20 protein-coding genes are annotated in these 22,990 nt (G+C 72.3%); 7 read left to right on the top strand and 13 right to left on the bottom strand.

Annotated elements, in window-relative coordinates; all coding sequences use genetic code 11:
* The first annotated feature begins 218 nt into the window (after nucleotides 1-218).
* Nucleotides 219-1,673: an HNH endonuclease signature motif containing protein gene (locus tag A4A78_RS01645; protein WP_062946699.1), complete on the top strand. Its 1,455-nt coding sequence runs from the start codon at nucleotides 219-221 to the stop codon at nucleotides 1,671-1,673.
* Between the two features lie 8 nt (nucleotides 1,674-1,681).
* Here A4A78_RS01645 and A4A78_RS01640 read toward each other — a convergent pair whose 3' ends face one another.
* Genes A4A78_RS01640 through solA form a run of 5 tightly spaced genes read right to left on the bottom strand, consistent with a single transcriptional unit; the run spans nucleotide 1,682 to nucleotide 7,079 of the window.
* Nucleotides 1,682-1,879 carry a ferredoxin gene (locus A4A78_RS01640; protein WP_062946698.1) on the bottom strand — a complete coding sequence of 66 codons (198 nt, stop codon included), beginning with the start codon at nucleotides 1,877-1,879 and terminating at the stop codon, nucleotides 1,682-1,684.
* Nucleotides 1,848-3,104, bottom strand: a complete 1,257-nt coding sequence (locus tag A4A78_RS01635) for an NAD(P)/FAD-dependent oxidoreductase (RefSeq protein WP_062946697.1) — start codon at nucleotides 3,102-3,104, stop codon at nucleotides 1,848-1,850. The genes A4A78_RS01640 and A4A78_RS01635 overlap by 32 nt, the downstream gene beginning before the upstream one ends.
* Before the next feature lie 7 nt (nucleotides 3,105-3,111).
* Nucleotides 3,112-4,584 carry an aldehyde dehydrogenase family protein gene (locus A4A78_RS01630; protein WP_062946696.1) on the bottom strand — a complete coding sequence of 491 codons (1,473 nt, stop codon included), beginning with the start codon at nucleotides 4,582-4,584 and terminating at the stop codon, nucleotides 3,112-3,114.
* Nucleotides 4,577-5,878, bottom strand: coding sequence for an aromatic ring-hydroxylating dioxygenase subunit alpha (locus A4A78_RS01625; protein WP_062946695.1), 1,302 nt, complete (start codon nucleotides 5,876-5,878; stop codon nucleotides 4,577-4,579). Before A4A78_RS01625 ends, A4A78_RS01630 begins: the two co-directional genes overlap by 8 nt.
* 16 nt (nucleotides 5,879-5,894) lie before the next feature.
* On the bottom strand, nucleotides 5,895-7,079 hold the full coding sequence (solA, locus tag A4A78_RS01620) for an N-methyl-L-tryptophan oxidase (RefSeq protein WP_062946694.1): 1,185 nt from the start codon (nucleotides 7,077-7,079) through the stop codon (nucleotides 5,895-5,897).
* A gap of 108 nt (nucleotides 7,080-7,187) precedes the next feature.
* Here solA and A4A78_RS01615 point away from each other — a divergent pair, with 108 nt between their 5' ends.
* Nucleotides 7,188-8,135 carry a LysR substrate-binding domain-containing protein gene (locus A4A78_RS01615; protein WP_062946693.1) on the top strand — a complete coding sequence of 316 codons (948 nt, stop codon included), beginning with the start codon at nucleotides 7,188-7,190 and terminating at the stop codon, nucleotides 8,133-8,135.
* Nucleotides 8,136-8,162: 27 nt separating this feature from the next.
* Here the strand turns inward: A4A78_RS01615 and A4A78_RS01610 are convergent, their stop codons facing one another.
* Entirely contained in the window at nucleotides 8,163-9,251 is a 1,089-nt protein-coding gene (locus tag A4A78_RS01610) for a Gfo/Idh/MocA family protein (RefSeq protein ID WP_062946692.1), read from the bottom strand.
* A gap of 287 nt (nucleotides 9,252-9,538) precedes the next feature.
* Here A4A78_RS01610 and A4A78_RS01605 point away from each other — a divergent pair, with 287 nt between their 5' ends.
* Together A4A78_RS01605 and A4A78_RS01600 are read left to right on the top strand one after the other, a co-directional pair.
* Nucleotides 9,539-11,110, top strand: coding sequence for an aspartate:alanine exchanger family transporter (locus A4A78_RS01605; RefSeq protein WP_062946691.1), 1,572 nt, complete (start codon nucleotides 9,539-9,541; stop codon nucleotides 11,108-11,110).
* Nucleotides 11,111-11,124: 14 nt separating this feature from the next.
* On the top strand, nucleotides 11,125-11,799 hold the full coding sequence (locus A4A78_RS01600) for a maleylpyruvate isomerase N-terminal domain-containing protein (RefSeq protein ID WP_062946690.1): 675 nt from the start codon (nucleotides 11,125-11,127) through the stop codon (nucleotides 11,797-11,799).
* A 12-nt stretch (nucleotides 11,800-11,811) separates the two neighbouring features.
* Here the strand turns inward: A4A78_RS01600 and A4A78_RS01595 are convergent, their stop codons facing one another.
* The 6 genes from A4A78_RS01595 to A4A78_RS01570 are packed head-to-tail and all read right to left on the bottom strand — an operon-like array spanning nucleotide 11,812 to nucleotide 18,033.
* Nucleotides 11,812-12,900, bottom strand: a complete 1,089-nt coding sequence (locus A4A78_RS01595) for a Gfo/Idh/MocA family protein (protein WP_062946689.1) — start codon at nucleotides 12,898-12,900, stop codon at nucleotides 11,812-11,814.
* Entirely contained in the window at nucleotides 12,897-13,658 is a 762-nt protein-coding gene (locus A4A78_RS01590; RefSeq protein WP_062946688.1) for a ThuA domain-containing protein, read from the bottom strand. Before A4A78_RS01590 ends, A4A78_RS01595 begins: the two co-directional genes overlap by 4 nt.
* Nucleotides 13,655-14,872: a Gfo/Idh/MocA family protein gene (locus A4A78_RS01585; RefSeq protein ID WP_082835127.1), complete on the bottom strand. Its 1,218-nt coding sequence runs from the start codon at nucleotides 14,870-14,872 to the stop codon at nucleotides 13,655-13,657. The genes A4A78_RS01590 and A4A78_RS01585 overlap by 4 nt, the downstream gene beginning before the upstream one ends.
* 41 nt (nucleotides 14,873-14,913) lie before the next feature.
* Entirely contained in the window at nucleotides 14,914-15,726 is an 813-nt protein-coding gene (locus A4A78_RS01580) for a carbohydrate ABC transporter permease (RefSeq protein ID WP_062946687.1), read from the bottom strand.
* A gap of 1 nt (nucleotide 15,727) precedes the next feature.
* The gene (locus tag A4A78_RS01575) at nucleotides 15,728-16,702 is read right to left on the bottom strand and encodes a carbohydrate ABC transporter permease (RefSeq protein WP_062946686.1); all 975 of its coding nucleotides are present in this window, start codon (nucleotides 16,700-16,702) and stop codon (nucleotides 15,728-15,730) included.
* 2 nt (nucleotides 16,703-16,704) lie between these two features.
* Nucleotides 16,705-18,033 (bottom strand): extracellular solute-binding protein, encoded by a 1,329-nt coding sequence (locus A4A78_RS01570; RefSeq protein WP_062946685.1) that lies wholly within the window; start codon nucleotides 18,031-18,033, stop codon nucleotides 16,705-16,707.
* 346 nt (nucleotides 18,034-18,379) lie between these two features.
* Here A4A78_RS01570 and A4A78_RS01565 point away from each other — a divergent pair, with 346 nt between their 5' ends.
* The 3 genes from A4A78_RS01565 to A4A78_RS01560 are packed head-to-tail and all read left to right on the top strand — an operon-like array spanning nucleotide 18,380 to nucleotide 21,996.
* Complete coding sequence (locus A4A78_RS01565; protein ID WP_231880807.1) at nucleotides 18,380-20,575, top strand: glycoside hydrolase family 3 N-terminal domain-containing protein; 2,196 nt, start codon at nucleotides 18,380-18,382, stop codon at nucleotides 20,573-20,575.
* Nucleotides 20,576-20,746, top strand: coding sequence for a hypothetical protein (locus A4A78_RS18040; protein WP_231880806.1), 171 nt, complete (start codon nucleotides 20,576-20,578; stop codon nucleotides 20,744-20,746).
* Nucleotides 20,743-21,996: an endo-1,4-beta-xylanase gene (locus A4A78_RS01560; RefSeq protein ID WP_062946684.1), complete on the top strand. Its 1,254-nt coding sequence runs from the start codon at nucleotides 20,743-20,745 to the stop codon at nucleotides 21,994-21,996. Before A4A78_RS18040 ends, A4A78_RS01560 begins: the two co-directional genes overlap by 4 nt.
* On the opposite strand, the gene A4A78_RS01555 is transcribed toward A4A78_RS01560, so the two are convergent.
* Nucleotides 21,980-22,693 carry a DUF624 domain-containing protein gene (locus A4A78_RS01555; protein ID WP_062946683.1) on the bottom strand — a complete coding sequence of 238 codons (714 nt, stop codon included), beginning with the start codon at nucleotides 22,691-22,693 and terminating at the stop codon, nucleotides 21,980-21,982. The genes A4A78_RS01560 and A4A78_RS01555 overlap by 17 nt on opposite strands.
* Nucleotides 22,694-22,990: the final 297 nt, after the last annotated feature.

The raw sequence follows: 22,990 nt of genomic DNA, 5'->3' as shown, positions 1-22,990 counted from the left end.
CGGTCCGCGCGCCTTCTCCTCCCGGAGCGCGACGACGTCGGCGGTGTGTCCCCGACCCTCTCGCTCAGCCCGTCCCCTGCCAATCCGTCCTCTTCCCGCCGGCGCGACCGTTCCTCCACATCGACCATCGGTCCACATCCGTGCAGGTGAGGGTGCATTCCGCGGCGGCGTCGACTGGACTGGGGAGCCGCACTCCCGTCACCCGGTCGGAGGACGTCATGACCCTCATCGCCCCACCACCGCCCAGCCCCGACATCGACCCGCCACCGTCCGACTCCGCTCCGCCCGCGCGGCTCGACCGCGAGGACGCCGAGCGGCTCGGCCGACGGATCCAGAGCCAGGCCGCGGTGATCGCCCAGGCCACATGCGAGTTCCTGCTGATGCTCGCGGAGTTCGACGCGCGCGAGGGACTGCGGTTCTACGAGGGCCTGAAGTCGACCGCGCACTGGCTCGGCTGGGCCTGCTCGATGGCCGCCGGCACCGCCCGGGAGCACCTCCGCGTCGCCCGAGCGCTGCCCGAGCTGCCGCTGACCGTCGCCGAGTTCCGCGCCGGCCGGCTCTCCTTCTCCAAGGTCCGCGAGATCACCCGCGTCGCGGACCGCGTCGAGGAGGAGGCCCTGGTCGAGATGGCCCGCGCGATGACCGCCTCCCAGCTCGCGCGCACGGTCTCCTCGTTCCGGGCGGTCGACGGCTCCCGGCTCGACCAGGACTCGCGCCGCGAGGCGCGCTGGCACGTGCGGGAGGACGGCATGGTCGAGATCCGCGCGGTCCTGCCGGCCGAGACCGGCGCCGAGCTCCTCACCGCCCTCGAGCTGGCGCTGGACCGCGACGGCACGGCCCCGCCGTCGAGCGCGGAACCGGTCGAGGCCCCCGACACGATCGCCGAGCGCTGCGCCGAGATCACGACCGAGGCGACCCTGGACCAGCGACGGGCCGACGCCCTCCACGACCTCGCCCGCACCTATCTCGCCGCCGAGCCCGACGACCGCTCCGGCGAGGACCGGCACCTCGTGGTCGTGCAGGTCAACGCCGAATCCCTCTCCGAAAGCGTTCCCGCGGGAACGCTTCCGCGCTGCGGAGTCGCAGGCGGTGGTCCTCTCGAGCCCCGCACCGCCGAACGCCTCGCCTGCACCGGGAAGGTCGCCCTCGTGATCGCCGACGTCCACGGCGAGATCCTCCACCTCGGCCGCGCCCGGCGCCTCGCCTCCCGGGCCCAGCGCCGCGCCCTGCGGCTGCGCGACGGGACCTGCGTCTTCCCCGGCTGCCACCAGAGCAGGCACCTCGACGCCCACCACCTCACGCCCTGGTCGGAGGGCGGGCCGACGGACCTCGACGAGCTCGCGCTGCTGTGCCGTCGCCACCACGTGATGGTCCACGAGGGCGGACTGCGGCTGGTCCGCGCCGACTCTGCGCCCGGTGGTACGGGCCCGCGATTCCAGGTGCTCGACGCCGACGGCCGGCCTGTCCAGGCGCGCTGGCCGGCCATGCTCGAGCGGCTGATCCTCCGCCCGGACGCGGCGACGGACGGAGCCGCACCCGTCGCCCATGGAGGGACCGGCACGCCGGACAACCGCGACCTGGAACGGATCGCGGCCACCACGGGCGGGGCAGGATTCCGCCTCGCCGACTGCGTGCAGGCGCTGTGCGAGAGCGTGCAGGCCCGGGCTGCGTGAGCGCGGGCTCAGTCCTCCTCGAGCCGGATCGCGGTCACCGGGCAGGCCAGCACCGCGGCCCTGGCCTGGCCGCGCAGTTCCGGGCCCGGGGTCTCGTCGAGCACCGTGGCGACCTCGTCGTCGTCGCCGAGGGCGAACAGGGCGGGGGCCACGAGCACGCACTGCCCGTGCGCCTCACAGAGGTCGGTGTCCAGATGCAGTCGCATGATCTCCTCCGATGCTGGGGACTGGGGTCGGGGCGGCGAGGCGGCGCTGGTACTCGCGGTGGACCGACGCGGCGTTGAGCGTCACCGCCCCGAGCAGCGCACCGTCCCGTCGGGCCTCCACGACCAGCCGGCCCCGCGACGGGTCCTCCTCGAGCACGGTCATCGAGGTGGCGTCCTGGATCCAACCGGCGGCGCGGACCCGCAGCTCGCCCTGGTCGGACCAGGAGGTGGGGACCGGGTCGTACACCGGCCCCGGCCCGGGACCGGCCAGCAGCGTGGCCGCCGCGGCGCGGGCCATCTCCGCCGCATGCGACCAGTGCTCGAGCACCCGGGGCATCCCCGTGGCGACGTCCTGCCAGGCGGCGACGTCCCCGGCGGCGACGATCCCGTCGAGCCGCGCCCCGTCGGGGCCGGTGCCCTCGGCGCCGAGCACGCGGCAGTCGGCGCCGCACAGCACCCGGCCCCGGTGGAACATCGCGCCGCTCGCGACCAGCCAGCCGGTGTTCGGGACCGCGCCGAGCGCCACGAGCACCACGTCGGCCTCCAGCGTCGTGCCGTCGGCCAGATGCACCTGCTGCACCCGGTCCAGCCCGCTGATCGCGGTGACCGCGGTGCCCAGGTGCAGGTGCACGCCGTGCTCGCGATGGCCGGCGGCGATGCGCTCGCCGACGGCCGTGCCCAGCGCCGGCAGCGGCAGGGCGGAGCGGCCCACCAGGTGCACCGTCTCCACCCCGCGGGTGCGCAGGGAGAAGGCGGCCTCGCTGCCCAGGAAGCCGGCCCCGGCGATCACCACCTTCGCCTCCGGGCCGATCTCGCGCTCCAGCGCCTGGACGTCGGCGAGCTCGCGCAGGGTGTGCACCCCGGCGGCGGGCACCGGACCGGGCCAGGGCGCGGCCCGGCAGCCGGTGGCGATGACCAGTCCGTCGTAGCCCAGCGCCGTCCCGTCGGCCAGCGCCACGCGCCGGGCGGCGGGGTCGAGTCCGACGGCCGATGTGCCGAGCCGCCAGTCGACCTCCAGGTCCTCGGCGGGGAAGGGCTGGGAGGCGGCGGTCCCGGCGAGGACCTGCTTGGACAGCGGAGGCCGGTTGTAGGGCCGGTGCGGCTCCTCGCCCAGCAGCGTCAGCCGGCCGTCGAAGCCGCCCTCGCGCAGCGCCTCGGCCGCGCGCAGCCCGGCCATCCCTGCGCCGACGACGAGGATGCTCTCCCTGCTCTCCCTGGTGCGCATGATCCGCTCACCCCTTCCCGATCCGCAGCACGACGGACTTGGTCCGCGTGCAGCTCTCCAGCGCGACCAGCCCGCGCTCGCGGGCGTTGCCGGAGAGCCCGTCCCCGCCGAAGGGGACCTCGACCCCGCCGGCGAAGTACTCGTTGACGGTGATGTAGCCGGCCCCCAGATCCCGGGAGAAGGCCAGCGCCCGGTCCACGTCCTGCGTGTACACCCCGGCGGCGAGGCCGTAGTCGGTGTCCTCCGCGAGGGCGAGCGCCTCGGCGTCGTCCTCGAAGGTCTGCACGGTCAGCACCGGCCCGAAGATCTCCTCCCGCGCCACCGTCATCCCGGGCGTGACCTGGTCCAGGATCGTCGGCGCGAGGAAGAAGCCGCGCTCGGGCAGGCCGGTGGGGGCCGTGATCAGGCGCGCCCCGGAGCGTCGGCCCTCCTCGATCAGGGCGCGCACACTGGCGCGCTGGTCCTCGGAGATCAGCGGGCCCATGTCCGGATCCTCGGCGCCGGGGCCGATCCGGAGGCGGGCCATCCGCTCGGCGAGGTCCTCCACCAGCTGCGCGTGCACGCTGCGATGGACCAGCAGGCGGGAGCCCGCGTCGCAGTACTGGCCGGTGTTCGAGCAGATGCCGGTGAGGACCTGCTCGGCGGCGAGGTCCAGGTCCGCGTCCTCGAGCACGATCTGCGGCGACTTCCCGCCGAGCTCCGCGACGACGGGGGTGATGTGCTCGGCCGCGGCGCGCAGCACCTGCCGCCCCGTCGCCACCGATCCCGTGACGGTCAGCGCGTCGATCCCGGGATGGGCCGCGAGCGCCGCCCCCGCCTGCGCGCCCGTCCCGGTCAGCACGGAGAAGGTGCCGGCCGGCCACTCGCTGCGCTCCACGATCTCGGCCAGCGCCAGGGCGGTCAGCGGTGTCAGCAGCGCGGGCTTGACGATCACGGCGTTGCCGGCCGCGAGCGCGGGCGCGACGGAGCGGCACAGCAGCGACAGCGGCGCGTTCCACGGGGTGATGTGGACGGTCACCCCGAGCGGCTCCCGCACCGTCATCGCCAGATGCCCCGGCCCCAGCGGGATGGTCTCGCCGTGGAGCTTGTCCGCCGCGCCCGCGTAGTAGTCCAGGTAGCGCACGCAGGTGCCGATCTCGCCCCTCGCCAGGCTCCACGGCTTGCCGGTGTCCCGCACCTCCAGGGCGGTGAGGCGATCGGCCTCGGCCTCCACCGCCCGGGCGAGGCGCGAGAGCAGCGTCGCCCGACGGGACGGGGTCATCCTGCACAGGGGTCCGTCGGCCGCGCCGCGCGCGACGGCGACCGCCTCGTCCACGTCCCGGGCGGTGGCGAGGGCGACCTCGGTGAGGACCTCCTCGGTGGAGGGGTCGATCGTCGCGGCGGTCGCGCCGTCGCCGGAGGGACGCCGGCGCCCGCCGAGGAAAAGCTCGCCGCGGGGCAGCCGCCCGGCCTGCTCGATCTGCCCGACCTGCTCAGCCATCGCCGCTCACCCCCGCCTCCGCCTCGTCGACGAACATCGGGGTCATCTCCTTCTCGTCCCCGCCGGGGACGCGGCGGATCCCCACCATCCGGTCGATGACCATGTTCTGGAAGCGCTGCAGCGGCTCCTCGAAGCGGTAGCACATGCGTCCGCCCTGGTAGGCGGGATCGGAGATGCCCTGCTGCACCCGTTCGACGATCTCGATGTCCTGGTCGTTCACGAGCGTCCAGAAGGCGAGCAGCCGGTCCAGCTCCTCCTGCGCCTCCGGGCCCTGGATGCTGTCGGGGTGGGAGAGGATCACCGCGTCCTCGATCGTGAAGTCCACCCGCTGCGGCTTCGTGAGCAGCACGAAGGCGTGGTTGGGCAGCACCACCAGGGCGGTGTACGGGAACAGCCACACGAACCGTCCGGAGACCGCGTCCTGCGGATCGAGGCCCGGCATCGGCGGCAGTCCCTTCCAGCCGCCGGAGGCGCTGTTCTCGGCGATGGGGGAGGTGCACATGCCGGTGTACATCCCCGGGCCCTGCCAGCGGTAGTGGTCCTCCAGCGGGGAGACCTGGATCAGCTCCGGGTGCACCCACGGCAGGTGGTAGTACTCCATGAAGTTCTCGCCGATGAGCTTGTAGTTCGCGCCCACCTCGAAGCGGGTGCGGCGCTGGGTGGTCCACTCCTCCAGGCGGTACCCGGCGAAGCGCTCGGGCAGATCGCCGAGCTGCTCGGCGAGCGGGCCGGCGTCGGGGTCGCGGGTGACGAACACCAGGAACCCCCAGGTGTCCACGCGGACGGGGTGCAGGCCGTAGTCGGCCTTGTCGAAGCCCTTGACGTCGGACATGTCGAACACGCCCTGCTGGTCCTCGGGCACGTCGGAGCCCTCGAACAGCGGGGTGCCCAGGCAGTTCCCGTCGAGGTCGTAGGTCCAGGAGTGGTACGGGCAGCGGATCCGCTGGCTGCGGCCGACGGACTCCACGCCCTGCAGCAGCCGGGTGCCTCGGTGGCGGCAGGTGTTGTGGAAGCCGCGCAGCTCGCCGTCGCGGTTGCGGGTGATGATCAGGGAGCTGCGTCCGACGTCGGCGAGGATCACCCGGCCGGGGGAGGCGATCTGGTCGGTGGTGCCGACCGCCACCCAGCCGCTGGAGAGGACCCGCTCCCGCTCGATCGCGAAGAACTCGGGGGAGGAGTAGGCGTCCGGGATCAGGGTGGAGGCGAGGTCCACCGGCAGGCGGGTGAGACGGTAGGTCTCCTCCGACGTGAAGGCCTCGACGGGCAGGGGGCGGGCGGAGTCGCTGATGCTCATGGGGGACCTCCTGGGCTCAGGTGGCGACGGCCCGCGCGAACGCGGGGTCGGTCAGGGCGGGCCGATCCAGCGCGAAGGCGTCGATCGGGTGGCGGGAGCGGCCCTCGCAGGCCAGCTCGGTGAGGATCGTGCCGATCAGGGCGGAGAACTTGAAGGCGTGCCCGGCGCCGACGGCGACGACGACCCGGGGATCGTCCGGGACGGCGCCGAGGACGAAGTGCTCGTCCGGCGGCAGCGTGTACAGGCAGGTCCGGGTGCTGATCTCGTCGGCGGCGAAGCCGGGCAGGCGGTGGTCGAGGAACTCCCGGTAGCGCTGCTGCCGCACCGGGTCGGGGTCGGTGCCGCGGGTGCGGGCGGTGGTGACGGGCCCGCCCATGTGCTCGCCGAGCTTGGTCATGCCGCCGGCGTGGAGGGGGAAGCCGTAGAAGTTGTGCTCGCCGTGCCACATGAACACCCCGAAGCGGTCCGGGGCGAAGGGGGCGGGGTCGTGCGGGCGGTAGTAGGTGACCTGCTCCTGGGTGACGGTCAGCGGCATCGGCGGGCCCCAGCCCTCCAGCAGCTCGGCGGTCCAGGCGCCGGCGGCGATCACCAGCCGGTCCGTGAGGAGCACGGCGTCGTCGGTGTGCACCTCGACCCCGCCCGGGGAGGGCCGCACGGCGCGGACCGGGGTGTGCTCGAGGATCTCCGCTCCCGCGGCGCGGGCGAGCTCCTGGTGCGCGGCGACCGCCGCGGCGGCGTCGACCACGGCCGTGTCCCGCTGGTACAGGCCCTGCTCGTCCCCGTCCAGGCGGAACTGGGGCCAGCGCTCGGCGAGCTGCGCGGCGTCCAGGAACTCGTGCTCCACCCCGAACTCCGCCAGCAACGGGGCGTAGCCGGACATGGTTCGGGTGCCGATGCCGGCCTTCGCCCGGTGGGCGGCGTCCTCGATGATCAGCCCGCCCGTGATCGTCACGAGCTGCCGTCCCGCGAGCTGCTCGACCTCCCGCCAGGCGTCGTAGGCGGGATTCACCAGCAGGGCGTCGGCCCGGTGGTGCTGCACGCGGCGCAGGATCCGCGAACGGTCCTGCGAGGCGCCGAGCTCATGGCCGAGGGCGTGCTGCTCGAGCCCCAGCACCCCCGGTCCGAGCCGGGCCGCGAGCCGGTACAGGGCGGCGGACCCGAGGCCGCCGCAGCCGATGACGATCGCCGGATGACGGGCCATCACGCACCACCCTTCGTGCGGAGCTGCTCTGCTCCTGAGCCCAGGATGGACCCGCCGACCATCCGCGTCCATCTCAACTGTTCGCCAGGAACCGTGTACCGTCCGTACATGATCGATCGGCGTCTCGAGCTGCTGCGCGCCGTGGAGCGGCAGGGCACCGTCACGGCCGCGGCCGAGGTCTGCCATCTCACCCCGTCGGCCGCCTCCCACCAGCTCAAGGCGCTGGCCCGCGAGCTGGGGGTGGAGCTGCTGGAGCCGATCGGGCGCAATGTGCGCCTGACCGCCGCGGCGCACACGCTGCTGACCCACGCCCAGATCCTCTCCGCGCAGTGGGAGCAGGCCCGGGCGGAGCTGGCCGAGTACCGGGACGCGGCCGCCTCCGGTCCGCTGCGGCTGTGCGGCTTCTCCTCCGCCGCGACCGCCCTGGTGCCCGATGCCGCCGCCCGCCTGCGCGACACCCATCCGCATGTGATGGTGCAGGTCAGCGACGCCGAGCCGCGTCAGGCCTTCGACCGCCTGCTCTCCCGCGACGTGGACATCGCCGTGGTGGTCGCGACCCCGGACATCCCCTCCCGCGCCGATCCGGACTTCGAGCTGCGCTCCCTGCTGGAGGACCCGCTGGACCTGGCCGTGCCCGTGGACCACCCCTTCGCCGCGCGCGAGTCGATCGCCCTGTCCGAGGCGGCGGAGGAGCCGTGGATCGTGGGCGCGACGGGCAGCACCTACTACCAGCTGGTGATGCTCGCCTGCGTCGATGCGGGCTTCGCGCCGGGCGTCGCGCACCACGCCTCCGAGTGGGACACCGGCGCCGCCCTGATCGCCCACGGCTTCGGGGTCTCGCTCGCCCCGCGCCTGGCGCACCTGCCGCTCGGCGACCGCATCGTGCGGGTGCCGCTGGCCGGACCCACCCGCCCCGCCCGGCACGTGCTGGCCGGGATCCGCGCCGGCTCCTCCCGCCAGCCCTCGATCGCCGCGGGGCTCGAGGCGCTGCAGGCGGTCGCGGACAGCAAACGGCCGGACGGCGCAGGAGTGCGCCGTCCGGCCGATCGTCCGTGAGGCCCTGAGAGTCCGGGCCGAGCCGGCTCAGGCCGTGCGGCCGGTGAGCTCCTTCGCCGCCTCCTGGGCCCTGAGCGCCAGCTCGACGGCCTTGAAGGCGTGCTCCTGGGTCATCGCGTTCTCGGTGCGGTGCAGCACGTCGAGCACGAGCTCGCCGAAGAAGGGGTAGCCCACGTTCCCGTCTGCCTCGAGGCGGTGCTCGCCCTCGGCGTCCACGAGGATGACCTGGTTGGGGCCGTTGTCGGTGGTGACGTCGACGTACTTGCGCAGCTCGAGGTAGCCCTCGGTGCCCACCACGAAGGTGCGGCCGTCGCCCCAGGTGCGCAGGCCCGACGGGGTGAACCAGTCCACGCGCACGAAGCCGGTCGCCCCGGAGGAGAGCGCGATGTGCGCGTCGCCGAAGTCGTCGAGCTCGGGATGCTCGGGGTTGCCGAAGTTGCCGATCGAGGAGGAGAGGATCTCCGCGTCGTCCGAGCCGGTGAAGGTGAGCATCTGCTCGAAGTTGTGCGAGCCGATGTCGGTGAGGATGCCGCCGTAGCGGGCCCGCTCGAAGAACCAGTCGGGACGGGTCGAGGGGTCGCCCATGCGGTGCGGGCCCATGCCGGTGACCTGCAGGACCTTGCCGATCGCGCCCTTCTGGATGAGCTGCGTGGCGAGCACCGCGGCCTCCACGTGGATGCGCTCGGAGTAGTAGACCATGTACTTCTTCCCGGTCCGCGCGACGGCCGCCTTCGCCTCGGCGAGCTGCTCGAGGGAGATCAGCGGGGTCTTGTCCGTGAAGTAGTCCTTGCCGGCCTCCATCACGCGGATGCCGAGCGGGGCCCGGTCCACGGGGACGGCCGCGGCGGCGACCAGGTGCACCTCCGGGTCGGAGAGCACCTCCTCCTCGCTCGTGGCGATGGTGACCTCGGGGAACTGCTCCTTGAACGCGGCGGCGCGCTCGGGCTGCGGGTCGAACACCCACTTCAGCGTGCCGCCCGCACCGAGCAGGCCCTGGGTCATCCCGCCGATGTGGCCGTGGTCGAGATGCATCGCGGCGAACACGAACTCCCCGGGCTCGACCACCGGCTTCGGCATCGCGGCGGGGGCGTAGTTGGCACCTTCGGAGTCGGCCATCGACAGTCCTTTCGGTCGAGAGTGCGGGCTGGGGCCCGGTCATAGTCGCCACCAGTGTCGTGCACCACGAGGCGCGATGGCGCGGAGTGCCGGGGGTTGCCAGTCGCGCGGGGCGGCGCCGTCGCGCGGGCCGCGAGCACCGTCGGCCCTCCCTTCCGGCGTGACCTCGGACAACCCCGGCTCGTCGGGCACGGCCGACGGGCCTATCGTGGACCTGAACCCCACACTGCGGTGCCCGTGCACGAGCGCGCCCGTCCCGCTCGAGGGCGGGCCCGGGAAGGACCCCCGTGATCGACGCCCTCGCGAACAGCCCCCTGCTCACGCTGTTCCTGGTCGTCGCGACCGGGGCCGTGCTCGGCGCGATCCCGTTCGGCCGGATGCGCTTCGGCGCCGCGGGCGCACTGTTCACGGGCCTGGCGCTGTCCGCGATCGCCCCGCAGCTCGGCGACGGGATGCAGATCGTGCAGACCCTCGGGCTCGCCCTGTTCGTCTACACCGTCGGCATCTCCGCCGGCGCCACCTTCTTCGCCACGCTGAACAAGCAGCTGCCGCTGCTGGGCGCTGCGACCGTCGCCACCGTCATCGCCGCGCTCGCGACGATCCTGCTCGGCCACGCCCTCGGGATCGAGCGGGACCTGGGCCTGGGCCTGTTCACCGGCGCGCTCACCGCCGCCCCCGCGCTCGACGCCGCCTCGCGCCTGACCGGCACGGCGGGACCGTCCGTCGGCTACTCCTTCGGCTATCCGATCGGCGTGATCGTCGGGATCGTGCTGGTCTCCATGGTCGTCGGCCGTGCCTGGCCCGGGCGGGGCGACACCCCCGCGCTCGCCGGGACCAGCCTCGCCTCCACCACCGTGCTCGTCCACCGCACCGTGAATCTGCGCGACGTGCCGCAGTGGTACCAGCAGCGGGTGCGCTTCTCCTACCTGCGCCGGGACGGCACGGTACGCGTGATCGTGCCCGGCGAGGACCTGCTGGCCGGGGACGAGGTGGTCGCCGTCGGGATGCCCGAGGCGGTCGAGGAGGTCGTCGCCGAGCTCGGCGAGCGCTCGACCCGGCACGTCGCCCACGACCGCTCCCTGGTCGAGTTCACGCGCATGACCGTCTCGAACCCGGACCTCGCCTCCCGCTCCATCGCCGAGCTGAACCTGCCCGTCCGCTTCGGCGCCGTGGTCACCCGGGTGCGGCGCGGGGATCTGGAGCTGCTGGCCCGCGACGACCTCATCCTCGAGCCCGGGGACCGCATCGCCGTGGTCGTGGACCGGGCGGAGCTCGACGCCGTGCACCGCTTCCTCGGCGACTCCGACCGCCAGGTGAGCGAGCTGGACGTGCTCTCCCTCGGCCTCGGGCTCATGCTCGGCGTCGCGCTGGGCATGATCACCGTGCCGCTCCCCGGCGGGGGCGCCTTCGCCCTCGGCCCGGCGGCCGGCCCGCTGATCGTCGGCATGGCGCTCGGCGCGCTGCGCCGCACCGGCCCGATCGTCTGGTCCCTGCCCGGCGGCGCGAACACGACCGTGCGCCAGCTCGGGCTGCTGCTGTTCCTCGCCGCGCTCGGCCTCACCGCCGGGCCCGAGGTCGCCTCCGTCCTCGCCTCCCCGACGGCGTGGCGCGCCGCGCTGCTGTCCGTGGTCGTCGCCGCGCTCTCCTGCGTGGTGCTGCTGCTGGCCGCCCGCTGGGTGCTGGACCTCTCCGCCGCCCGCGCCGCCGGCGCGGTCGCCGGCTTCCTCGGCCAGCCCGCGGTGCTCGACGCCGCGAACTCCCGGAAGGCCGACGAGCGGATCGAGACCGCCTACGCCACCCTCTTCGCCTTCGCGATGGTGGTGAAGATCCTGCTGGTCCCGGTCATCTGGAACGTGTGACATAGCGTTCGCCCATGGAGCTGTTCACCACGACCTGGTCCGCGCTGCGTCGCGCGGTCGGCGACCTGCCGGCGGGCGCCTTCGATCTTCCCTCGGGATGCCGTGGCTGGCTGGTGCGCGACCTCGTCGGCCATCTCGTGATCGACGTGCAGGACGTGCTGATCACGCTGGCGACCCCCGCGGAGGACGCCCCGACGGCGGACGCGCTGAGCTACTGGACTCCGTCGCCCACCCCGCCCGACGGCACCGATCCGCACGACGCCCTCACCGTGCGCCTCGCCGCCGCGTACGAGGATCCGGGACTGCTTCGGAAACACCTGGATGATCTCGGCGGGGCCGCCGAGCGGGCCGCGCTGCTCGCGGAGCCGGACCTGCCCGTCGCCACCCAGGGCATGAGCCTCACGGTGCGGGACTACCTGCATGCCTACGTGCTCGAGTGGACCCTGCACCACCTGGACCTGCTCGCCCACCTCGACCCTGCGGATGCGCCCGCTGGCCCGCCGGCCGACGGTCTCGCCGAGGCGCGCTCGATGGTCGAGCGCCGGCTGCGGCTGTGCCTGCCCGCCACCTGGTCCGACGCCGATGCGCTGCGGCTCGCCACAGGCCGGATCCCGCTCACCGACGCGCAGCGGGCCGAGCTCGAGAAGCTCGGCCCGCGCGGGGGAATGCTGCCGCTGTCCTTCGGGTGAGCGGCCCCGTCGTCAGCCGGCGACCACCGCGCCGTCGGCCGCGGTCAGCGGCACCGCCGCCGGACGCTCCACGGTGCTGGTGATCTCGACGCGCGTGCCCGACGCGGCGGCCTCGAGCACCCCGTTCATCACCTCGAGCACGTGCTGGCCGAGCTCGCCGGAGGCGCGCAGGTCCGCGCCGCGCACGGCCATGTCCTGCAGCCCGATGCCGCGACCGGCCTGCTCGTAGCCGCCGGTCACGGGCAGCGTCTCCCAGCTCTCGCCGCCGAGGCGGTGCAGGCGCACGTCCCCGTCGAAGCGGTTCGGATCCGGGACGGCGAGGGACCCGGCCGTGCCGTGGATCTCGATCGGGTGGGCGGCGGTCGCGACCGCGTCGAAGCTCATCACGAGCGTGGACAGCACCCCCGACTCGTGCACCAGCACGCCGGTGACGTGCGTGTCCGTGGTGACGGGGATGGTCTCGCCCTCGCGGGGGCCGGAGCCGATCGTGCGCTCGGTGCGCAGCCGGCTCGCCGCACCGATGACGGCGCTGACCGGTCCGAGCAGGGTGACCAGGGCGTGGATGTAGTAGGGGCCCATGTCCAGCAGCGGGCCGCCGCCGTGGACGTAGTAGAAGTCCGGCTGCGGGTGCCAGCGCTCGTGGCCCGGGGTGACCATCGTGGCGGTCGCCGCGATCGGCGTGCCGATCACGCCGTCGTCGATCACGGCGCGCGCAGTCTGCGTGCCGGTGCCGAGCACGGTGTCGGGGGCGGAGCCGGTGAGGACGCCCGCCTCCGCCGCTGCGGCGAGCACGTGGGCGCCCTCCTCGGTGGTGACCGCGAAGGGCTTCTCCGAGTAGACGTTCTTGCCGGCGGCGATCGCGCGCAGGTCCACCTCGGCGTGCGCGGCGGGGATGGTGAGGTTCAGGACGGTGTCCACCTCGGCGTCGGCGATCAGCTCGTCGACGGTGAGCACCCGCACCCCCTCGCGTCCCTCGGCGGCGGCCTCCGCGCGGGCGCGGTCGAGGTCCGCGACGGCGACGAGCTGCACGTCGGGCAGGCGGTCGAAGCTGTCCAGGTACTGGCGCGAGATGACCCCGCAGCCGATCATGCCGACCTTCATCGGGTCGCCTCCTTCGCTCGGGTCCTGCCGTGGTCGCCGTAGGGCATGTCGCTGCCGCGCGCGGCCCAGAGCATGCCCCGCTCGACGATGGTGCGGACGTTCGGGTCCTCGAGCACCTCGACGCGGTGCCCGGGCGTGGTCACGAAGATCCGGCCCTTGCCCCACAGCCGCGTCCACAGCGCAGGCGAGGTGATCTCCCGGTGCCACGGATCCCAGTCCCGCACCTTCTGCGTGGTGGTCGCGAGGACGTCGCAGTAGTCGTCGGCCAGCACCCAGTACTGCTCGGTGACCAGGTCGAAGTCGCTGATCCCGGCGGTGATCGGATGGTCCGCCGCCTCCGGGAGCAGGTTCACGGTGTAGGGGACGTAGTTGTCGGCCTGCTCGCCCTTGCGCTCGTCGGGGTGCTTGCCCGGGTGGCAGCCGAACTGCCCGCCGATGAGGGTGAGGTAGTCGGACTCGTTGCGGTAGCTGTCGGCGATCCCGCCATGCCAGCCGGCCATGCCGGTGCCGGCCTCGATCGCGGCGCGCAGCCCCTCGAACTGGGGCCGCTCGATGGTGCTCATGGTGTTGCACTGGACGATCAGGTCGACCGTGGCCATGTACTCGGCGTCGGCGTAGACCGCGGGGGACTCCTCGATCCGGACGCTGAACCCGTTCTCCTCGAGGAAGGGGAGGAACATGTCGGTCGCCTCGACGGGCTGGTGGCCGTCCCAGCCTCCGCGGACGACGAGGGCGACTCGGGTGGGGGCGGTGCTCATGCGGTGGTCTCCTCGGTGGTGGGGGTCTCGACGGGGGTCCAACGTGAGCCGTCGGCGTCGCTCGCCTCGACGGCGGCGAGGACGCGCTGGACGTGCAGCGCCTCGGCGAAGGACGGCGAGGGGTCGGTGCCCTCGCCGATCGCGCGGACCAGGTCGGCGATCTCGTGGGTGAAGGTGTGCTCGTAGCCGAGCCCGTGGCCGGTGGGCCACCACGCCGCGGCGTAGGGATGCTCCGGCTCGGTGGTCAGCACGCGGGTGAAGCCCTGCCGGCCCGCCGGGGCGGTCGCGTCGTAGATCTCCAGCTCGTTCATCCGCTCGAAGTCGAAGGCGACCGACCCGTTCGCGCCGTTGATCTCCACGCGCATCGCGTTCTTGCGGCCCTGCGCCATGCGGGTCGCCTCGAAGGCGCCGAGCACGCCGCCGGCGAAGCGGGCGGAGAACAGGGCGACGTCGTCGACCGTGACCTGGCCCCGCTCGCCGGAGGCGTCGCCCTTCCCGCCGAGGCCCTGCGCGGTGCCGGCCGCGGGACGGGTGGGGACGACGGTGGCGAGGGTGCCGGAGACCTGCTCGATCTGGGTGCCGGTGATCCACTGGGTCAGGTCGATGACGTGCGCGCCGATGTCGCCGAGCGCGCCGGAGCCGGCCTTGTCCTTGTCGAGCCGCCAGGTCATCGGGGCGTCGGCGTCGGAGAGCCAGTCCTGCAGGTACTGGGCGCGGACCTGCCGGATCTCGCCGACGAACCCGTCGGCCACCAGCTGGCGCGCGTAGGCCAGCGCCGGGGTGCGGCGGTAGGAGAAGCCGCAGATCGAGCGGATACCGCGCTGCGCGGCCTGGGCCGCGGCCGCCGCCATCTCCCCGGACTCCGCGACCGAGTTCGCCAGCGGCTTCTCGCACAGCACGTGCTTGCCGGCCGCGAGCGCGGCGAGGGCGATCTCGTGGTGCGTGTCGCCCGGGGTGCAGATGTCGATGACATGGATCTCGGGGTCCTCGATCAGGTCCTGCCAGCGCGTGGTGTGCCGGGCGAAGCCGTACTGCTCGGCGGCGTCCGCGACCGCGGCCTCGGTGCGGCCCGCGATCGTGTGCAGCACCGGGGTGGCCGGCAGGTCGAAGAAGCGGTGCGCGGTGCGCCAGGCGTGGGAGTGGGCGGCGCCCATGAAGCCGTAGCCGATCAGGCCGACGTTCAGGGGGGTCGAGCGGGCAGGCGTCGAGGTCACGACGGGGACGTCTCCTTGCAGTTCGCGAGCGGGGTCGGGGGTCACTTGCCGGATCCGGCGGTCATGCCGCTGACCAGGTAGCGGCGGCCGAAGGCGTACAGGATCACGATCGGGATCGAGGACAGCACCACGGCGGCCATCACGACCGGGACGTTGGTGGCGTACTCGCCCTGGAAGCTCCACAGTGCCAGCGGCAGGGTGCGCTTGTCCGGGCTCTGAGTGAGGATCAGCGGGAACAGGAAGCCGTTCCAGGACATCAGCGCCTGGTACACCGCGACCGTCACGAGCGCCGGGCGCACGATCGGGAAGGCGAGGCGCCACATCTTCTGCCACTCGGTGGAGCCGTCGACGTCCATCGCCTCGAAGAGCTCCTTGGGCACATCCCGCAGGGAGTTCGAGATGATCAGGATGCTCAGCGGCAGGCCGAAGGCGATCGCCGGGATCATCAGCGCGGCCAGGGAGTCGTACATCCGCATCGAGATGATCATCAGGTAGATCGGCACGATGGTGGCCTGCACGGGGATCGCCAGTCCCAGCAGGAACAGACTCCGCATCGGGCTGAACACCCGGCGGGTCCCGCGCACGAGGGAGTAGCTGGCCATGAAGGCCATCAGGACCAGGGGGATCACGGTGCCCACGGCGACCAGCACGCTGTTGAGCAGGTACTGGGTGAAGTCTGCCTCGAGGACCGCGGTGACGTTCTCGAACGCCAGCGGCAGCGAGGGCAGCACCGGGTTGGAGCCGAAGTAGGTCGAGATCGACTTGAGGCTGGTGATCAGCACGAAGTAGATCGGGAGCAGCACGACGGCGAGCCACAGCCAGCCGAAGGCCCCACCTATCCAGTTGCGCTTCATGTCAGGCTCCTTCCATCTGGCTGGCGGCTGAGTCCTTGCCGCCGAGTCGCTGCACGCCGAGGGCGAGCCCCAGCCCGAGCACCACGAGCATCACGGCCAGAGCGCTCGCGACGCCCATCTCGTTGCCGCGGAAGCCGGTGAGGTACATGTCCAAGGGCAGGATCCGGGTGGCGGCGCCCGGGCCGCCCTGGGTGAGCACGAAGATGATGTCGAAGTAGGTCAGGGCGCCCACCACCATCAGTGTCGAGCTGGTGATGAGGGTGTACTTCAGCTGGGGCAGGGTGATCGAGAAGAACTGCCGCACGCGGCCCGCCCCGTCGATCTCCGCCGCCTCGTACATCGAGCGGGGGATCTGCCGCACCGCGCCCTGGTAGATGAGGGTGTGGAAGGGGATGAACTGCCACGCGATGATGAACAGCAACACCACCCAGACCAGCACGGAGTCGCCCAGCCAGTTCTGCTTGAGCAGCGGCATGTCCAGGCCGTTGGCGAGGCCGAAGTTGGGGTCCAGCAGCGACTTGAAGGTGATCGCGATCGCCGCGGAGGAGAGCAGCAGCGGCAGGAAGTACAGCACCGCGAGCACGTTGCGGTACCGCTGCGGGCCCGCCAGGAAGGCTCCGAGCAGGATGCTCATCGGGGTCTGCAGCAGCCACGTCGCGACGATCATGAGCAGGACCAGCCCGAGACCGTTCCAGGTGCTGGACCTCCCGAGCGCCTCGATCCAGCTGGTCAGCCCGGTGAACTCGATGGCGCCGATCCCGTTCCAGGTGGTGAAGGAGAGCGCCACGACCCCCACCAGCGGCAGCAGCGCGAATACCGCGAAGAACAGCAGCGCCGGCAGGACGAAGAGGAGGTGGGAGATCTTCACCCGGTCCTCGCGAGGACGACGGACCGACGGGGTCGAGCGCGCTGACTCCGCGCGCTCGACCCCCGCCCCGGTGGCGGGGAGGGCGGACTCCCTGGACAGGGCCGTCATGCTCAGGCCCCCTTGCCGGCGGCCATGTTCTCGGCGAACTGCTCGGCGGTGATCGCGCCGAGGAAGAGCTGCTCGGTGTTCACCAGCAGCGTCTCGGCGTCAGTGGGCTGCAGGGCCTGGTCCCAGGACTGCGTGAAGGCGGGGGCCTCCTGGATCGAGGAGTAGACCCACTGGAGGTACTCGGCGTCCTCGCTCGCGGCGAGGGCCTCGTCCTGGCCGACGATCACGGGGACCGAGCCGGAGGCGATGAGGTCGGCGGCGACCTGGTCGGACATCGCCCCGTCCTTGAGGAACGCCTTGGCCACCTCGATCTCCTCGTCGGCTGCGGCCGAGGAGAGCGAGAGGTAGTTGCAGGGGTTGCCGACCAGGTTCTTCAGCTCGCCGGCGCCGCCCTCGATCGTGGGGAACGGGCCGAAGCCCAGGTTGCCGCTCGGTACGAACTCCCCGCCGCTGGCCTTCATGCTGCCGAAGGTCCAGCCGCCGTGGAGCATGAGGGCGGCCTGGTCGGTCCAGAGCAGGGCCTGGTCCGTGTTGGAGTCGGCCGCCATGGACTCGAAGCCGTCGGCGAAGGCCTTGATCTCGAGCAGCTCGTGGACCTTCTCGCCCATCGCGAGGACGGCGTCGTCGAGCCACGCCTCCTTGTCGCCGGCGGCGATCTTCGCGAAGACCTCGGGGCCGCCGACGCGGTCGAGGAGGTACTCGAGCCACATCATCGAGGTCCACCTCGACTGCCCGGCGAGCGAGATCGGCGCGATGCCGGCGGACTTCGCCTTCTCGACCACGCCCAGGAGGTCCTCCCAGGTCTCCGGCGCCTCGGCGCCGATGTCGCCGAGCACCTTCTTGTTGTGGAACAGGATGATGGGCTGAGTGGCGCCCTGGGGGAGGGCGTAGATCTTGTCGTCCACCGTCGCGGCGTCCCAGACGGACTCGACGAAGCGGTTCTTGTAGTCCGCCTCCTCGTCCAGCCAGGCGGTGACGTCCAGGACCTGCGACTCCTCGGCGTACGTGCGCAGACCGCCGCCGCCCCAGCCGTAGATGATCGTCGGCGCCTCACCCGCGCCGATCGCGGTGCGGATCTTCTGCTTGTAGGCGTCGTTCTGGAAGAACGTGACCTCGACGGTTCCCTGGTCGCCCCCGTTGAAGGCATCCACGGCATCGCCGTAGATCGTCTCGTTGGGCTCGCCGGACAGGGCCCAGTAGGAGGCGCTGTCGCCGCCTCCGCCGCCGCCGGCACCGCCGGGTCCGGAGGTGCCGCAGGCGCCGAGGGTGAGGGCGGAGAGCCCGGCGGTGGCGCCGAGCAGGGAACGGCGGGAAAGCTTCTCGATGGTCATGACCTTCTCCTGGTGTCGACGATGACGGGATGCGACGGCCTGGCGGGAGCGCGCTGCTCCGGCGTGAGGGTCCTAACGTACGGAACAGAAAGTCTTGCGGTCAAGCACGTAGAAGTTTCGGGATGGTCTCGGTGTGCCGAGTGAGGAACGGTCCGTACGGCGTGTGGGTGGTGCGGCCACTGGACGCACCGTCCTTGCTGGGAGACGAGAGGGCATTGACCGTCGGACGCCCGCTGCCCTAATCTGTGCCCAGCCGAAATTGGACAGAAAGATTTCTGGACATGCCCTCGTCGGGCAGATGGACCGGGTGCCTCGCACCCCTCAGGATCGTGCGAAGGAGCACCCCATGACCGCTGCCCCGTGGAGAGACCCTGCGGTGAGCGTCGAGGAGCGCGCGGAGGCGCTGCTCGCAGATCTCACGCCTGAGGAGAAGATCGCCCAGCTCGGAAGCTTCTGGAAGCGCCCCGAGATCGGCGATGCCGAGGGCTTCGCCCCCATGCAGTCGACGTTCGACGAGGGCCGCGACCCCTTCGAGGAGGCCGTGCGCCACGGTCTCGGCCACCTCACCCGCACCTACGGCAGCGCGCCGCTCACCTCCGAGGAGGGTGTGGCGACCCTGCGCCGCCTGCAGAGCGCCGTGGTCGCCGGCTCCCCGCACGGCATCCCGGCGATCGCCCACGAGGAGTGCCTGACCGGGCTCATGGCCCACGAGGCCACCACCTACCCGGCGGCCATCGCCTGGGGCGCCTCCTTCGCGCCGGACCTGATCGGGGAGATGGCCGCCCGCATCGGCCGGGACATGCGTGCCCTCGGCACGCACCATGGGCTGGCGCCCGTGCTGGACATCGTGCGCGACTACCGCTGGGGCCGCATCGAGGAGACCATGGGCGAGGACCCGTATCTCACCGGGGTCCTGGCCGCCGCCTACGTGAAGGGCCTCCAGAGCGCCGGCGTCATCGCGACCCTCAAGCACTTCGCCGGCCACGCCGCCTCCCGCGCCGGCCGCAACCACGCCCCCGTGTCCATCGGCACGCGCGAGCTGCACGAGATCGACCTGGTGCCCTTCGAGATGGCTGTGCGCCAGGGCGGCGCCCGATCGGTCATGAACTCGTACGCCGACATCGACGGCATCGCCCCTGCCGCCAGCCGCTGGCTGCTCACCGAGCTGCTGCGCGAGACCTGGGGCTTCGAGGGCACCGTGGTCTCGGACTACTGGGCCGTGAACTTCCTCCAGTCCATGCACCGCGTCGTGGAGACCACTCGCGAGGCGGCGGTGACCACCCTGCGCGCCGGGATGGACGTGGAGCTGCCGGAGACGAACACCTTCCCGGAGCTGCTCGAGGCCATCGAGGCCGGGGAGCTCGAGGTCGAGGTGCTCGACACGGCGGTGCGACGCGTGCTGCGCCAGAAGATCGAGCTGGGGCTGCTGGATCCCGACTTCGACCCCGCCACCACTGGTGAGGCGATCGATCTCGACCCCCCGGAGAACCGCGAGCTCGCCCGCCGGGTCGCCGAGGAGTCGATCGTCCTGCTGCGCAACGACCGCGGCACCCTCCCGCTCGCCGCGCCCGGCCGCATCGCTCTGCTCGGTCCGGCAGCCGCCGAGCCGCGCAGCTTCCTGGGCTGCTACAGCTTCACCAACCACGTCTTCTCGCGCCTGCAGGACAACGGCACCGCGGTGCCCGTGCCCTCCCTGGGCGACTCCCTGCGCGCCGAGTACCCGGAGGCGAGCATCACCGAGGCGGGCGGGGTGCCCTTCCTCGAGGCCGACACCTCCGGGATCCCCGAGGCCGTCGCGGCCGCCGAGGCCTCCGACGTCGCCGTGCTCGCCGTGGGTGACATCGCGGGCCTGTTCGGGGCCGGCACCTCCGGCGAGGGATGCGACGTGGCGGACCTTCGTCTGCCCGGCGCCCAGCACGAGCTCGTCGAGGCCGTGCTCGCCACGGGCACGCCGGTGGTCCTGGTGCTGGTCACCGGCCGTCCCTACGCGCTCGGGGGCTACGTGGACCGCTGCGCGGCGATCGTCCAGGCCTTCATGCCGGGGGAAGAGGGCGGCAGCGCCCTGGCCGGGGTGCTCTCCGGCCGGGTCAACCCCTCAGGACGCCTTCCGATCGGGATCCCCGGCGGCATGGGCGGTCAGCCCGGCACCTATCTCGCCCCGGTCCTCGCCTGGGTCAGCGACGGCATCTCCAACATCGACCCCAAGCCCCTGTTCCCCTTCGGCTTCGGCCTCGGATACACCCGCTTCGAGTACTCCGATCTGCAGGTCTCCGCCGCGGAGATCGCCGCCGACGGCACCGTGGAGATCTCCGCGACCGTCACGAACGTCGGCGACCGCGACGGCAAGGAGGTCGCCCAGCTCTACCTCAGCGATCCCGTCGCCTCGGTAGTGCGACCCCTCAAGCGGCTCGTCGGCTTCACCAAGATCGCCCTCGCGGCGGGAGAGGCGGCGCGGGTCGTCTTCCGCCTCCACGCCGACCGCACCTCGTTCATAGGGCCCGACCATCGGCGGATCGTCGAGCCCGGCGAGTTCCGGGTGTGAGTGGGGTCCTCGAGCGAGGACATCACGCTCGAGGGCGGCTTCCGCGTGACCGGCCCGGTGCGCACCGTCGTCGACGGCGAGCGTGTGCTGGGCACCCCGGTCGAGGTCGCCCCGGTCCCTGTCGCCACCGGGACGGCGGACGCGGCGGCCCCGGCGGCCGCCGGTCGATGAGCCGGGGCGCCGCCCCCGCTGGGCGCCTCGAGATCCTGGAGGTCCAGCTGGTCGACGAGGCGGGCTCCCCGCGCGTCGGGGTCCCCGTCGGCGTCGAGCAGACCTCCCACGCCTTCGGCTTCGGGTGCATCGCGTTCAGGATGCCCGTCACGCAGGACGAGCGCGAGCAGGACCCGGACGACGCCCGGCTCGCCGACCAGTGGCTGGACCTGTTCAACACGGCGACCCTGCCGTTCTACTGGCGCTGGTTCGAGCCGTCGCCCGGCGGGCCGACGGACGCCCCGCGGCTGAGAGCCCTCGCCGAGCACCTGCGCTCTCGCGGTGTGCGGCTGAAGGGGCACCCTCTGCTGTGGCACACCCTCGCACCCATCTGGCTGATGGAGCGCGACCAGCAGGCCATCGAGGACGCGATCCGCGCCCGCATCACACGGGACGCCGGCGACTTCGCCGGGCTCGTGGACCACTGGGACGCGATCAACGAGACGGTGATCCTGCCGGTGTTCGAGGCGGAGGAGAACGCGGTGACGCAGCTCGCCCGGGCTCGTGGCCGGATGCATGTGATCCGACTGGCCTTCGAGGCCGCCCGCGCCGCGAATCCTGCAGCGCGCCTCGTGCTCAACGACTTCGACCTCACCGCCGACTACGAGGCTGTCATCGAGGAGTGTCTCGAGGCGGGCGTGCCGATCGACGCGATCGGCCTGCAGACCCACATGCACAAGGGCTATCGGGGCCAGGAGCAGATCGCCGAGGTCCTCGAGCGCTTCTCCCGCTTCGGCCTGCCGCTGCAGATGACGGAGACGACGCTGCTCTCCGGGGACCTCATGCCCGCGCACGTCGTGGACCTCAACGACCACCAGGTCGAGTCCTGGCCGTCCACGGCCGAGGGCGAGGAGCGACAGGCCGAGGAGCTCCTCAGCCACTACCGCACGGTGCTCGCGAGCCCTGCCGTCGAGTCGCTGACCTATTGGGGCCTGGACGACGCCTCGGCGTGGCTGGGCGCCCCGGCCGGACTGGTGCGGGTCGACGGCACGGCCAAACCCGGCTACGACGCGCTGAAGCAGCTGATCACCGAGGACTGGTGGGTGGACCGCGAGGAGCACCTCAGCGATGCGGAGGGGCGCGTCAGGCTGCAGGGCTTCGCCGGGGACTACCGCCTCGAGGCAGGCGGAACCGCGCACGAGGTGAGCATCCCGCGCGGCGGGGGCACCCTCCGGCTCGGCGCGGGCGGCGTCCTCACGACGCCGGGCTGACCGACGGCTCCGCGCCGACCGCGGGCTCCCCCGTCGTGAACTGCTCGGTGAGCAGCTGGGCGATCGGGCGCTCCGAGGCCCACAGGGCGAAGACGAGCAGGGACGCTGCGGCCGTGAGCACGAACTCGCCGACCGCCAGGACGATGCCGAGGGTCAGCACTCCCAGCGAGAGCAGCGCCAGGGTGGACAGGGGCCTGGTCAGCAGGGTGAACACCGACAGTCGGAGCACGTCCCGGGCACGGAAGCTGAACCGGGAGACGATCGAGAGCGCCCGGATCAGCACCAGCAGCGCCGCCGCGCCCACGACCAGGAAGGCGATCTCGCCCGCTCCGAGTGCGGGGGAGGAGCTCCGGGTCAGGTTGAACGCCGCCAGCGCCGCCACGAGCAGCACGGGAGAGCCGGCCACCAGGCTGTCCCGGACGTTCACCCGGTAGCCGCGCAGGAACTGCCGGGCGGGGACCAGGTCCTGGTCCTCCCGCCAGGATCGGCAGGCGTACAGGCCGGCGGACAGCGCAGGCAGGAGGGGCAGCGCGGCGACCACGAACAGCAGCGATCCCAGCGGCCCCGGGGACATGACGGTCCACAGCAGGATCGTCGGCGATGCCGACAGCAGCAGCATGACGTCGAGCACGAGGAACCAGTACACGCCCTCGGTGAGCTCGGAGAACAGCCCGCGGGGGCGGAGGTGTGACGTCATTGCTCCTCCAGGGGGGCGAGCGCGGCGAGGCCGACAGCCACGGTGACGTCGGCTCCACACCATAGTGAGCGAAAGTTTCGCGCTAGTCCAGTGATGGTCGCCGAGTCGTTACCGACTCGTGTCCTATGGACGGAGTGGCTACGAGTGTGGAGTGGGCGCCGAAGATGCAGGCAGAAGTAGTTTCTCCGTGCGATCTCCGTGGTTCGCAAGGTTTCGGGAAGTTCTTGACCGATGTAGCTCGCGCAGTTATGTTAACCAGCACAACTAACACATGACGTGAGTCACGTGGTTCCGCCG

The sequence above is a fragment of the Brachybacterium sp. sponge genome (assembly GCF_001613775.1).
In the GTDB taxonomy this organism is placed as follows: domain Bacteria; phylum Actinomycetota; class Actinomycetes; order Actinomycetales; family Dermabacteraceae; genus Brachybacterium; species Brachybacterium conglomeratum.
The sequence above is the reverse complement of the archived record's forward strand: the minus strand, read 5'-3'. Positions and strand labels throughout refer to the sequence as shown.